This window comes from Porphyromonas gingivalis ATCC 33277 (genome assembly GCF_000010505.1).
In the GTDB taxonomy this organism is placed as follows: Bacteria; Bacteroidota; Bacteroidia; order Bacteroidales; family Porphyromonadaceae; genus Porphyromonas; species Porphyromonas gingivalis.
In genome coordinates this window covers 533,718-546,501 of record NC_010729.1, presented here as the reverse complement: position 1 = coordinate 546,501, position 12,784 = coordinate 533,718, and the positions used below count along the sequence as shown (strand labels likewise).

Annotated in this window: 10 protein-coding genes; 6 read left to right on the top strand and 4 right to left on the bottom strand. The window is 52.2% G+C overall.

Features of this window, described 5'->3' with window-relative positions:
• Positions 1-200 precede the first annotated feature (200 nt).
• The 4 genes from PGN_RS02375 to PGN_RS12315 all read right to left on the bottom strand — a co-directional run bounded on the left by PGN_RS02375 (position 201) and on the right by PGN_RS12315 (position 4,178).
• On the bottom strand, positions 201-956 hold the full coding sequence (locus PGN_RS02375) for a succinate dehydrogenase/fumarate reductase iron-sulfur subunit (RefSeq protein ID WP_012457556.1): 756 nt from the start codon (positions 954-956) through the stop codon (positions 201-203).
• A gap of 28 nt (positions 957-984) precedes the next feature.
• Positions 985-2,928: a fumarate reductase/succinate dehydrogenase flavoprotein subunit gene (locus tag PGN_RS02370; RefSeq protein WP_004584032.1), complete on the bottom strand. Its 1,944-nt coding sequence runs from the start codon at positions 2,926-2,928 to the stop codon at positions 985-987.
• A 30-nt stretch (positions 2,929-2,958) separates the two neighbouring features.
• Entirely contained in the window at positions 2,959-3,651 is a 693-nt protein-coding gene (locus tag PGN_RS02365) for a succinate dehydrogenase/fumarate reductase cytochrome b subunit (protein ID WP_012457555.1), read from the bottom strand.
• Positions 3,652-4,079: 428 nt separating this feature from the next.
• Complete coding sequence (locus PGN_RS12315; RefSeq protein ID WP_353309241.1) at positions 4,080-4,178, bottom strand: DUF1661 domain-containing protein; 99 nt, start codon at positions 4,176-4,178, stop codon at positions 4,080-4,082.
• Between the two features lie 253 nt (positions 4,179-4,431).
• On the opposite strand from PGN_RS12315, the gene PGN_RS02355 reads away from it, so the two are divergent.
• From PGN_RS02355 to PGN_RS02330, 6 genes are all read left to right on the top strand, one after another.
• Entirely contained in the window at positions 4,432-4,641 is a 210-nt protein-coding gene (locus PGN_RS02355) for a heavy-metal-associated domain-containing protein (RefSeq protein WP_039416939.1), read from the top strand.
• 35 nt (positions 4,642-4,676) lie between these two features.
• The gene (locus PGN_RS02350) at positions 4,677-6,884 is read left to right on the top strand and encodes a heavy metal translocating P-type ATPase (RefSeq protein ID WP_012457552.1); all 2,208 of its coding nucleotides are present in this window, start codon (positions 4,677-4,679) and stop codon (positions 6,882-6,884) included.
• Between the two features lie 7 nt (positions 6,885-6,891).
• Positions 6,892-7,395 (top strand): low molecular weight protein-tyrosine-phosphatase, encoded by a 504-nt coding sequence (locus PGN_RS02345; protein ID WP_012457551.1) that lies wholly within the window; start codon positions 6,892-6,894, stop codon positions 7,393-7,395.
• A complete protein-coding gene (locus PGN_RS02340; RefSeq protein WP_039416938.1) occupies positions 7,386-8,720 on the top strand; it encodes an MATE family efflux transporter in 1,335 nt (444 codons plus the stop codon). Before PGN_RS02345 ends, PGN_RS02340 begins: the two co-directional genes overlap by 10 nt.
• A 155-nt stretch (positions 8,721-8,875) precedes the next feature.
• On the top strand, positions 8,876-9,991 hold the full coding sequence (locus tag PGN_RS02335; RefSeq protein ID WP_012457550.1) for a TlpA disulfide reductase family protein: 1,116 nt from the start codon (positions 8,876-8,878) through the stop codon (positions 9,989-9,991).
• Between the two features lie 308 nt (positions 9,992-10,299).
• Positions 10,300-12,780: a DNA translocase FtsK gene (locus PGN_RS02330; RefSeq protein ID WP_394797971.1), complete on the top strand. Its 2,481-nt coding sequence runs from the start codon at positions 10,300-10,302 to the stop codon at positions 12,778-12,780.
• Positions 12,781-12,784 lie beyond the last annotated feature (4 nt).

Genomic DNA, 12,784 nt, shown 5'->3' with positions numbered 1-12,784 from the left:
TACCATTGTCCGAAGATCTTAATGCAAAGCATTTTCGCAAATGTAGAAATTATTCTTGATTGACTGATTAAGTATTGACCATATAATACGAGGAAATACACTTGATATAATCCCATATCACGGCATGCTCCGAAAACAGAAAGGTCGTGCTCGGGATTCGTTCCCTTGCACGACCTCTTAAAAAAAATCAGGAGGAGCGATCAGTCACGATTCTTAGCGACGATGTACTCCCTGTTCAGACGAGCAATGTGGCTGATCGATACGTTCTTCGGGCATTCCATTTCACATGCACGTGTATTCGTACAGTTCCCGAATCCGAGTTCATCCATCTTGGCCACCATAGCTTTGGCACGGCGCGCAGCCTCGATACGTCCCTGCGGAAGAAGAGCCAACTGGCTCACCTTGGCCGATACGAAGAGCATAGCCGAACCGTTCTTGCATGCTGCCGCACAAGCTCCACAGCCGATACAAGCCGCTGCATCCATGGCCTCATCCGCATTCTTCTTGGAAATGGGGATAGCGTTGGCATCGGGGATACCCCCCGTATTGACGGAAACGAATCCGCCGGACTGAATGATCTTGTCATAAGCCGAGCGATCCACCATGAGGTCTCTGATCACAGGGAAGCCGGCCGAGCGCCAAGGCTCTATCGTGATCGTATCACCATCATCGAAACGACGCATGTGCAGCTGACAAGTGGTGATGCTATCGTCCAGCCCGTGGGGATGACCGTTGATGTAGAGTGAGCACATACCGCAAATACCTTCGCGACAGTCGTGGTCGAACACCACCGGAGCTTTATGCTCCTTGATCAACTGCTCGTTCAGGATATCCATCATTTCGAGGAAAGAGGCACTTTGCGAAATGTTTTGCAATTGATACGTCTCGAAGTGTCCTTTTTCCTTCGGTCCCTTCTGACGCCAAACCTTAACCGATATATTGATATTCTTATCCATTTTGATTCTGTATTTAGCGGTGGACTAATTAGCTCTTGTAGTTACGTTGTGCACGGACAGTCTCTTCATATACCAGTTCTTCCTTGTACATGATCGGATCCTTGTCTTCTCCCTGATATTCCCAACAGGAAACGTAAGCGAAGTTCTCATCGTCACGTTTGGCTTCACCCTCTTCTGTCTGGTGCTCGATACGGAAATGCCCGCCACAACTTTCTTCGCGGTCCATGGCATCGTGCGCCATCAGCGTACCTATCTCGATGAAGTCCGCCAATCGGAGGGCTTTCTCCAGCTCTACGTTAAGGTCATTGGCTTCACCCGGCACATAGACATTGCTCCAGAACTCTTTCTTCAGCTCGTCCAGCTTCACAATGGCTTTTTCCAAACCGGCTTTGTCTCGTCCCATTCCCACATTATCCCACATGATGTGGCCCAGCTCCTTGTGAAGGTCGTCCACGGACTTATTGCCTTTGACATTCATGATACGGGTTATGCGGTCTTGCAACTCTTTCTCGGCAGCTTCGAATTCGGGACGATCCGTGCTGAAGCGCGGCACCTGAATCTGATCGGCCAGATAGTTCTGCATCGTATAAGGAATAACGAAGTAACCGTCAGCCAGACCCTGCATGAGAGCAGAAGCACCGAGACGGTTGGCTCCGTGATCAGAGAAGTTGGCTTCTCCGATGGCAAACAGGCCCGGGATGGTAGTCATCAGCTCGTAATCCACCCAGAGACCACCCATCGTATAGTGGATAGCCGGATAGATCATCATCGGCGTTTCGTACGGATTCTCATCTGCGATCTTCTCATACATCTGGAAGAGGTTGCCGTACTTCTGCTCCACCACGTCGCGTCCCAAACGTTTGATGGCATCGCCGAAGTCGAGGAATACGGCAAGGCCCGTATTGTTCACACCATAACCGGCATCGCAACGTTCTTTGGCAGCACGGCTGGCCACATCACGAGGCACCAGGTTGCCGAAGGCCGGATAGCGACGCTCCAGATAGTAGTCGCGCTTCTCTTCGGGAATGTCTTTTCCTTTGATCTCACCGCGCTGAAGACGTCCGGCATCCTCTATGTCTTTAGGCACCCAGATACGACCGTCATTACGGAGCGACTCGGACATGAGTGTCAGCTTGGACTGGTAGTCCCCGTGTACGGGAATACAAGTGGGATGGATCTGAGCCATACATGGATTGGCGAAGAAAGCACCTTTCTTATAGCACTGCCATGCGGCAGAGCCGTTAGATGCCATTGCATTGGTAGAAAGGAAGAAGGCATTGCCATAACCACCCGTGGCAATTACCACGGCATGTGCTGCAAAGCGTTCGATCTTGCCCGTCACCAAATTGCGAGCCAGAATACCGCGAGCACGACCGTCGATAAGCACCACGTCGAGCATCTCGTAGCGAGTATAAAGCTTCACCTTACCCAAACCGACCTGACGGGAGAGAGCCGAATAGGCTCCGAGGAGCAACTGCTGTCCCGTCTGACCACGAGCATAGAAAGTACGAGATACCTGCGCTCCACCGAAAGAACGGTTGTCCAGTAGGCCACCGTATTCGCGAGCAAAGGGTACACCCTGAGCCACACACTGGTCTATAATGGCATTGGACACTTCGGCCAGACGATATACGTTGGCCTCGCGAGCACGATAGTCACCTCCTTTGATCGTATCGTAGAAGAGTCGATAAACGGAGTCGCCGTCGTTCTGGTAGTTCTTGGCGGCATTGATACCTCCCTGTGCAGCGATGGAGTGCGCACGGCGAGGAGAATCCTGTATGCAGAAGTTAAGCACATTGAAGCCCATCTCGCCGAAAGAAGCAGCAGCCGAAGCACCGGCCAGGCCGGTACCGACCACGATAATATCCAGACGACGTTTGTTGGCCGGGTTCACCAGCTTCTGATGATCCTTATAGTTGGTCCACTTGTCTTTCAGCGGGCCGGCGGGTATTTTGGAATTTATTGTAGCCATAGTGAGAATACTTTGAATTAGGGTGTACTATCAACCGATGAATGCCTGACAAGAAAATACTATCAGGACCAAAGCGAAACCGCCTACCAATACGGTAGAAACCACATTAGAGATGCACTTGACACGATTCATCCAGATGGTATTGTTCCATCCCAAGGTCTGCAGTGCACTCCAGAATCCATGTGTCAGGTGGAACCACAAAGCAATCAGCCATACGGCATAGAGCACCACATAGATCGGTTGGTTGAATGTGTAGCGGATCAGCTCTGCTCCCTTGGCCGGATGGTCGAAACCATCAATACCGAATCCGGCTACATCCATATGGCAGATTTCCGCCAACTGCATCTTAGCCCAAAAGTTGAACATGTGCAGTCCGATACCCAACAGGACGATGATACCGAGCACCAGCATGTTCTGCGAGCTCCACTCCACTCCTTTGGGTCTACCCGTAACAGCATAGCGATCGCGACCTCGAGCACGAAGGTTCTGCGCATTGAGGATAAAGGCATACACGATGTGCAGAAGCATCAGTACCGCCAAGCCGATGGAGGCGACCAGAGCATACCAGTTGGCGCCGAGAAACTCACATATCATGTTGTAAGCCTCTGCCGAGAAGAGAGCCACGAGGTTCATGGACATGTGAAACGTCAAAAACAGGATCAGCGCCAGTCCGGTGACACTCATCACCACTTTACGGCCAATCGAGGATTTAAGTAACCACATAAGTTTTTTACTGTTTTAGTTATTTAGTTGATTCTTTCTTTTTCTTCTAAGATCCATTCAACCAATAGGCGAAACCGACTCTGTATTCCGCCTTGTGAAGAGGTGTTCCGACCTTCGTGCACAAAGATAACGGAAAAAAATACACAATCACGACATATAGGGAAAAAGCCCCTTCATATCGTCTCCCCTCATCCCTATTGTTTGGGATACCACCGATCCCGACATACCTCGATCCCCCACACAAACCACTCAAATACATATACTTGCAAGGCACATCGCCATCCGCACATATTGGCTGTTCGGAGACAAAAAGAAAAGGCACCATTACAAGCCTTCCGTCCCCTTCGTCTCTTATGGAAATAAAAAAGGAGAGTCCGAAACGGCAGAAACCTGCCACAGCAATTTCGGAACCGCAACTTCTTCGATTCTCACGCCGCAAAACCAGAATTTGCGCCTGAGATTTTTTTCGTTTTGGTTCGACTTTTTTTCTTTTCTCGCGCCAAAACGAAAAATTTTACGCTCGGCATTTTCAGGAACATGAAACAAGTTTTTTTCCGCACCACTTCGCATTTTCATCTCGACCACTATCCGCAGTCCGGCGAACCATCCGACTACTGATTTTGTTTCGTTTATATATAGTAGACAGAGACTACAGTCGGGGACGATGCAGGAGTCCGGTATGCATACCTTACAGTAGTCCGAACGAGGGCTTGCCGTAGATCAGCTATGTACAAGCCAAAGTCAAAAACAAAGGATCATAAGAAAAAACTACTCGTCAAGATGAAAACAACGACCTTTTCCGTAGAAGGCATGATGTGTGGCGGTTGTGCTGCAAGTGTAGAGAAAGCAGCTCTCGGTGTACAAGGCGTACAAACGGCATTCGCTTCTCTGGATTCCCATAGTCTTACAGTGGATTATGCTCCGGAGACAACCTCACCGGAGGCAATAATGAAGGCTGTACGCCTCGCCGGATTCGAGTGTAAGCTCTGACAAGCCCAATCCTTATAACCGATAGTCCCCGTGATATGAAGGAGCAAAAACGTTTTCCCGTAGTGGGAATGCGGTGTGCCGGCTGTGCGCATAGCGTAGAGCAGGCTGCCTCCAAGGTAGAAGGCATTAGCGATGCGAACGTCCAACTCGCCGAGAATATACTCTCCGTATCGGTGGACGAAAGGTTGGCTTCGGCAGAGGATCTGCGCAAAGCTATCCGCAGCATAGGATTCGACCTGATAGTGGAGGATTCGGAGGCAGAGCAACTTCGCCGGCGCGATGCCATGGAAGCAGCAGAACTGAGACGGATGAAGTGCGATACGATCATAGCTTGGTCGTCTGCCATCCTGCTGATGCTCCTGATGCTAATGCCGCATTTCCAGATAATGCCCTACCTGATGATGCTCATAGCCTTGCCCGGATACACATGGGCAGGAAGGACTTTCCACCGATCGGCACTCAAGCAGCTGCGCCACGGCGTATTCTCAATGGATACGCTGGTGTCGTTGAGCACCACTATCTCCTTTTTTTATAGTCTGATAGTCCTGCTGTTTTTCCGCGAAGGGCCGGCCGGGATGAAGCTCCACCTCTACTTCGATGCTTCGGCCATGATCATCGCATTTGTCCTACTGGGCAAACTCATGGAAAAGCGTGCCGGCCGAAGTACGGGGCAAGCCATTCGTGAACTGATGCGACTACAGCCGGCGGAGGCATTGGTCGTGCGCAACGGACGCGAGACCGTGATGCCCATTGCTGCGCTCGTCGCAGGCGACTTCGTTCGCGTACGTCCGGGCGAGCAGATACCCGTGGACGGTATCGTGACCGAAGGCAGCAGCTCCGTACAAGAGAGCATGATCAGTGGCGAGCCCTTACCGCGAGAAAAGGAAGTCGGCTCTATGGTTTTCTCCGGCACGATCAACGGCTCCGGTGTCCTCACCGTACAGTCTACTCACGTAGGCAGCGACACGGTACTCGGGCGCATCATCCGCACAGTCCGCGAGGCACAGGCCAGCAAAGCGCCTATCCAACGTCTGGCTGACCGGATCGCCGGCATATTCGTACCCATAGTCATCGGGCTATCCATCCTTACCTATATTATATGGCAACTGACGGGAGCAATCGATGCTTCGGTCTACGGACTCCTCTGTGCCATATCGGTGCTGGTGATTGCCTGCCCGTGCGCACTCGGTCTGGCTACGCCTACGGCTCTGGTCGTAGGGATCGGACGCTCGGCACGAAATGGTATCCTCGTACGCAATGCCGAAGCACTAGAGCGTTTTGCTACCATCGATGCCGTGGTCTTGGATAAGACAGGCACGCTCACCATAGGCAAGCCGGAAGTGACCGGCATCGATTGGTTTGTATCGGATACCGATGTACCGAAAGTACGCCGGCTGCTCTACTCCGCCGAGATTCTTAGCACGCATCCACTCGCAGCTGCCATTTGCCGAGCCTTTGCCGAAGACGGCAGGACGGAGGAGCTGTCGGAAGTGCAGAATTTTCCCGGTCGTGGGATCGAATTTTCCTTCGAAGGAGAGATCTACAGAGTGGGCAACCAGACCTTTGTCGAGGAGCTTGGCGCACAGATACCGACGGATATAACCGCTCTGTCGGAGGATGCAGCCGTCCTCTATTTCTCACGTGCCGAAAGATTATTGGGACGTTTCTGTGTGACCGACGAACTGCAACCTCAGGCAGCAGAGGTGCTCGCACAGCTCCATCGACATGGCATTCGCACCATTATGCTGACGGGCGACCGCCCCGAAGCAGCGGAAGCATTGGCTCGCAAGCTGGGTTTGCAGGATTATCGTGGCGGCATGATGCCCTCGGACAAGGCCGACTATATACGAATGCTCAAGGACAAGGGACACCACGTAGCGATGGTGGGCGACGGCATAAACGACTCCGAGGCACTCAGTACGGCGGACGTCAGCGTAGCCATGGGTGATGGCAGCCATATAGCCATAGAAGTGGCAGGAATCACGCTGATGCGCTCCGATCTGCGCCTGCTGCCTGCTGCTTTCGAGCTGTCGCGCGCCACAAGACGTACAGTCAAAGAGAATCTCTTTTGGGCTATGTGCTACAATCTGATTGCCATCCCGATAGCCGCCGGTCTGCTCTTCCCCGTGAACGGGTTCCTCCTGAACCCTGCCATTGCAGGGGCCGCCATGGCTTTCAGCTCTATTTCGGTGGTGACCAACAGCTTGCGACTGCGTACCAAGCGACTACCTTTGCTCCGATAATCCGCTTATGAAGCCACATAAAATCCTATTCGTATGTCTCGGCAACATCTGTCGCTCTCCGTCTGCCGAGGCTGTCTTTCGCTCGTATGTAGAAGAGCAGGGGTATGCCGATCGCTTCCACATCGATTCGGCCGGACTGAGCAATTACCATCAAGGGGAAAAGGCCGATGCCCGAATGCGTGCACACGCTGCTCGTCGGGGCTACGATCTCACTTCGCTCTCCCGTCCGGTGGAGTATGAGGATTTCGAACGATTCGATTATATCATCGGCATGGACTTTGCCAATCGAGAGCGGCTGCAAGAACTGGCTCCGAGCGAAGAGGCTGCGGCCAAGATCCGTCTGATGACGGATTTCAGCAGTAGCGGTATTCACGACCATGTCCCCGATCCGTACTATGGAGGAGCATCCGGCTTCGAGCTGGTGCTGGACATTCTGGAAGAGTGCACGGCCGGACTGTTTTCCTATCTGACCGAACCTCATGACAACTCCTCCCAATCCGCATGCGACTGAGTAGGGGGCGTGAGATGGACAGGCGCATCCTGCGCTTGGCTATTCCGAATATCATCTCCAACATTACCGTACCGCTCCTCTCCATCGTGGATGTAGGGCTGGCCGGTCGTATGGACACGGCCGACTCTATCGGGGCAGTGGCTGTGGCTTCGGGGGTGGTCAATTTCGTCTTTTGGCTCTTCGCCTTCCTCCGTATGGGGACTACGGGATTCACGGCACAGGCTTTCGGGCGTAGCGATGTACGAGCCATCACACGCTATCTGGCACGCGGCATCGCGATGGCAGTTGTCGCAGCCCTGCTTCTTCTCATAGCAGCTCCTCTGATAGAACGCTTCGGGTATCTGCTGGCTTCGGGTCAGGAGACCATCGGACGAGAGGCACGCGAATATATCCGCATCGCTCTGTGGGGAGCGCCCGCAGCCCTGCTCGTCTATGTCTTCAACGGCTGGTATGTGGGGATGCAGGACACACGCGTTCCGATGGTTGTAGCCATCGTTTCCAATATGGTCAATATCGGCCTGAGTATTTTCTTCGTACAGGGACTTGATATGAGAGTGGGAGGGCTTGCCGCCGGAACGATCGCTGCCCAATATGTCGGTCTGGCATTGCTCTCCGGCATTGCCTTTTTTCGCTACCGACGCGTACTGCGCTTTTTCCGCGCAAGCAGCCTGACAGATACTTCGGGCTACGGAGCATACCTGCGCACCGGAGGCGACCTTTTTGTTCGCACCGCCTTGCTCGGTACGGTGACCCTCTTTTTCACCTCTGCGTCCTCTGCTATGGGAGAGATCACTGTGGCGGCAAATGCTCTGCTGATGCAGCTCTTCACCCTCTTCTCCTACTTTATGGACGGATTCGCCTACGCCGGCGAAGCACTTACGGGACGATACATAGGTGCACGCCGGTCGGACGAATTGCGCCTGATGATCCATCGCCTTTTTCGCATCGGGACGGTCGTCTCCCTCATGGCCACCTTGCTCTATCTGCTGTTCCCGGCCGCTTTGCTTTCGGTGCTGAGTGACAAATACGAAGTGATAGAGCATGCTCGCCGTTTTGCTTTCTGGGCAGGAGTGGTACCGATCGTCTCCTTTGCCGCTTTCCTGTGGGATGGAGTATTCGTGGGGGCCACTGCATCAAAAGCCATGCGGAGAGCCATGACAGCTGCTTTCGTTGTTTTCTTCGCCACTTTCTTCCTCCTTCGTGGAGTCTTGGGCGAGACAGCCCTTTGGCTCGCCTTCGTCCTCTACCTCCTCACGCGCAGCCTGATGCAGACAGTATGGTACCGCAGGCATTTTTTCGCCACGAATCGTCTGCAAAGGTGCTGACACCGGAATTGGCTTGTGCATAACTTTCCCGAATCAAGCAGGAGAAGAGAGAATCAGATACTCGGATCGGCAGCGGCTCTTTCGGTTGCATACCGCACTTTAGCCCAAAACAATAACTTTGCCACCAGTGTGAAATCCAAAAACAAATCCAACCAATGAAACGAATAAATCTTCTCGCAGCTACAATGAAGCTGACTTATATAGCAATAGCGGCCACGGCTATCACCCTGCTATCCGCCTCATGCTCTGACAAAGGAAAATCCGGATACAAGATCGTTGGCACTGTGGAGTATGCCGCCGATGGCGATACCGTATTCCTCGAATCTATCGAAAACATGGAAGTCACCCGTCTTGATTCGGCCATCATCCGCAACGGCACATTCAGCTTCAAGGGCAGACAGGATTCGACCGTCGCTCGCTACCTCTCCTGTATGACCGCTACCGATGTATTCAGCATTCCGTTCTTTCTTGAGAACGGACACATCGAGGTAAAGATGAAGAGCGGAAACGAATCCGTTACCGGTACCCCGACGAACGACATCTATCAAGAGATACGCAGCAAAATGGCCGAAATTATGAACAAGATGAACGAAATTTACAGCGATTCCACCCTCACGGAAGAGGTAGCAGAGGAGAAAATGGATCAGATGGAACGGGAATACACCATCGCGCAGAAAGAGGCCGTGAAGAAAAATATCGCCAATCCTGTAGGAGTCTTTCTCTTCAAAGAACAATACTTCGAAAACAGTCTGGCCGAAAATCAGGCACTATTCCGACAGATTCCCCCCAAATACCTCAACGATCCCGTTCTGATGGGTATGCAAAAGCAAATGGAATCCCAAGAGAAAACGGATATGAATACCCCCTTCACCGACTTCACCATGCAGACTCCCGAAGGCAAGACCGTAAAGCTATCCGACTACGTAGGCAAGGGCAAGCTCGTCCTCGTCGATTTCTGGGCCAGCTGGTGTGGCCCCTGCCGTCAGGCCATGCCCGATCTGATCAAGGTTTATGCTGACTACAAGGGGAAACTTGAGATCGTAGGGGTTTCGCTCGATGAAAATCCGGGAGCATGGAAGAAAGCCATCGCAAGGCTCGGTATCACATGGCCACAAATGTCCGATAACAAAGGCTGGGCAAGCCCGGCAGCTATGCAATACGGCGTCCATTCTATCCCTCATACCCTGCTGATCGACAACGACGGCACTATCATCGGCCGTAATCTGCATGGCGAAGAACTGACCGATAAGCTTTCTGCAGCCCTGCTCTGATCCAACGGGAGAACCTGATCTATCAAGGAAGTAAACCTGTCGGAATCGGGCCTACCCTGCATGGATGCTTAATACCTTCAGGTATTCCTCCGGCGAATGACACCATACGGAAAAAGGGTTGACAGTTGAATCGATTCTCTCCAACTGTCAACCCTTTTTCTGTACATGCCACACCTTCGAAGCGGTTCGAAACTTAAGCGAAAATGAAATGTAGAGGGCACAAAAATTCGTACTTTTGTCAGGATTCGAACGAAATAAAATCTGCAAACAGCAATTCTCCCCTCTGTGGGGATCACAGTTTTTTTGAGATGGCTACAAAACAACGCAAAGGGAGCAGAAGCTCCGGACGAAATACATCCTCGACCAATACAAGAAAGGGAGGCAACTTTCTGCGCCGTATATTCATCACACCCATACGGGACACTTTCAGCCGAGACAAGGTCGGCTTTGTCTTTGGTGCCATACTTCTGGCCATTGCGCTCTATACGACTATAGCCATAGGTTCGTTCTTCGTACATGGGGGAGTGGATCAGAGCGTTGTGCGAGATGCACCGGTCAGCGACATCCTCCTCGGTCGCGCTCCTGTGGCCAACCTGTGTGGCATCCGCGGTGCAGTATGGGCGGAATGGCTGATGAACGGGCTGTTCGGATTCGGAACGCTCTTCCTCCTTTTCTACGTTTTTTCGCTATCGCTCAAGCTTATGGGTGTCGTCAAACGTATATCTGTCGTGAAACGGCTGATATTCTGCGGTGTGATGACCTTTTGGACGAGCCTTGCAGCTGCATTCATCTACAAACTTTCAGGTCTCGAAGGTTTTCTTCGTTGGGGCGGTATGCACGGTCAAGAATGGACACTGTTTCTCGAACGCAATATAGGTAAGGCCGGACTGATCATAGTTCTGCTCGTCCTTGCCGTCATCATAGCGGTAGTGGTACGCAGCGAATGTATGGGTTTCTTCCGCCGTTTGCTGGGACTAAGCTGGATCTCTATCCCCAAACTGCCGAAGAAAGAGAGGAAAAATAATCATGACGAGTCCGAAAACGAGTCGCTCGGCAATGGCTACGACAGGGGTGAAAGCGAGAATCTCTCCGGCTATCTCAACAATTCGGAATACGAAGACGGCCCCGCAGGCGAAAGTGCTGATGATCCGGATGATTATATTCCACCTCATAAGGAAGAAGGGGAAAATGATTCTTCGCAGTCCATACAGATGGGATCGATGACTGTGGAACTGGCTCAAGAGGAAGAAAAGGCGGACGAAGCTCTGTTGGCGGAAATCAAAACGGATCCCAGAATGGACTTGGCTTCATACAAATTTCCTTCGGTCGATCTGCTTACCCAGTACGATCTGCAGCAACCCCCGATCGACATGAATGAGATAGAAGAGAACCAAAAGCGAATCATCGCCACGCTGGACAGCTTCAAGATTCATGTGACACCGATCAAGGCTACAGTAGGCCCTACGGTAACGCTCTATGAGGTTGCACCGGATTCGGGTATCAAAATCAGCCGCATTCGCAATCTTGAGGACGACATCGCCATGAGTCTCAAGGCTGTAGGAGGCATCCGTATCATTGCGCCGATGCCGGGCAAAGGGACGATCGGTATAGAAGTGCCCAACCGAAAGCCACAGACCGTGAGTATGTACTCAGTCTTGACTTCCAAGAAATACCAAGAGTCCGACATGGATCTGCCTGTGGCACTCGGCAAGACGATCACGAACGAAGTGTTCATCTTCGACCTTTGCAAGATGCCTCACCTCCTGATAGCAGGTGCTACGGGACAAGGGAAATCCGTGGGTCTGAATGCCATGATCACCTCCCTCCTGTACAAGAAGCATCCGGCCGAACTGAAGTTCGTACTCGTAGACCCGAAGATGCTGGAGTTCGCCGTCTACGAAGCCATCGAACGTCACTATCTGGCCAAGCTTCCCGACGAGGACAGAGCCATCGTGACGGATATGACCAAGGTGGTACCCACTCTGAACTCTCTCTGCATCGAAATGGACAATCGTTACCGCATGCTGACGGAAGCACGGGTTCGGAACATCAAGGAATACAACGATCAGATTATCAGTGGCAAGCTCAGCCGCTTGCACGGTCATAAATTCCTGCCCTATATCGTGCTGATCGTCGATGAGTTTGCCGATCTGATCATGACATCGGGTAAGGAGGTAGAACGTCCGATTACCCGCATCGCCCAGAAAGCGCGTGCCGCAGGTATTCACATGGTGGTAGCCACCCAACGGCCCTCCACGGACATCATCACCGGTATCATCAAAGCGAACTTTCCTGCTCGTATCGCCTTCAAAGTATTCTCCATGATCGACTCCCGAACCATTCTGGATCAACCGGGAGCCAATCAGCTCGTCGGCCGTGGAGATATGCTTTTCTATCAGGGAAAAGACACGGTACGTCTGCAATGCGCTTTCCTCGATACTCCGGAGTGCGAAGCCATCACTCACCACATTTCGCTACAGGAAAGCTATACCTCGGCTTATGAGCTGCCGGAGTATGTACCCGAAGGTGAAGAGGGAGGACCGAAAGCATTCAATCCGCAGGAGAAAGATCCTCTCTTCGAAGAAGTAGCCCGAATGGTAGTAAACTCACAACAGGGATCTACCTCTAATATCCAGAGAAAGTTCAATATCGGTTACAACCGTGCAGGGCGATTGATGGACCAACTGGAAGGTGCCGGTATCGTTTCGCCGCAGGACGGCAGCAAACCGAGACAGGTATTGATCCAAGACGAAATGAGTCTGGAACGCCTGTTCGAAACACTCCGATAATCCG

What these genes read in the sequence shown, in the direction of transcription:
- PGN_RS02330 (WP_394797971.1), top strand. Translation starts at nt 10,300, where the DNA reads ATGGCTACAAAACAACGCAAAGGGAGCAGAAGCTCCGGACGAAATACA.
- PGN_RS02355 (WP_039416939.1), top strand. Translation starts at nt 4,432, where the DNA reads ATGAAAACAACGACCTTTTCCGTAGAAGGCATGATGTGTGGCGGTTGT.
- PGN_RS02340 (WP_039416938.1), top strand. Translation starts at nt 7,386, where the DNA reads ATGCGACTGAGTAGGGGGCGTGAGATGGACAGGCGCATCCTGCGCTTG.
- PGN_RS02335 (WP_012457550.1), top strand. Translation starts at nt 8,876, where the DNA reads ATGAAACGAATAAATCTTCTCGCAGCTACAATGAAGCTGACTTATATA.
- PGN_RS02345 (WP_012457551.1), top strand. Translation starts at nt 6,892, where the DNA reads ATGAAGCCACATAAAATCCTATTCGTATGTCTCGGCAACATCTGTCGC.
- PGN_RS12315 (WP_353309241.1), bottom strand. Translation starts at nt 4,178, where the DNA reads ATGCCGAGCGTAAAATTTTTCGTTTTGGCGCGAGAAAAGAAAAAAAGT.
- PGN_RS02370 (WP_004584032.1), bottom strand. Translation starts at nt 2,928, where the DNA reads ATGGCTACAATAAATTCCAAAATACCCGCCGGCCCGCTGAAAGACAAG.
- PGN_RS02350 (WP_012457552.1), top strand. Translation starts at nt 4,677, where the DNA reads ATGAAGGAGCAAAAACGTTTTCCCGTAGTGGGAATGCGGTGTGCCGGC.
- PGN_RS02365 (WP_012457555.1), bottom strand. Translation starts at nt 3,651, where the DNA reads ATGTGGTTACTTAAATCCTCGATTGGCCGTAAAGTGGTGATGAGTGTC.
- PGN_RS02375 (WP_012457556.1), bottom strand. Translation starts at nt 956, where the DNA reads ATGGATAAGAATATCAATATATCGGTTAAGGTTTGGCGTCAGAAGGGA.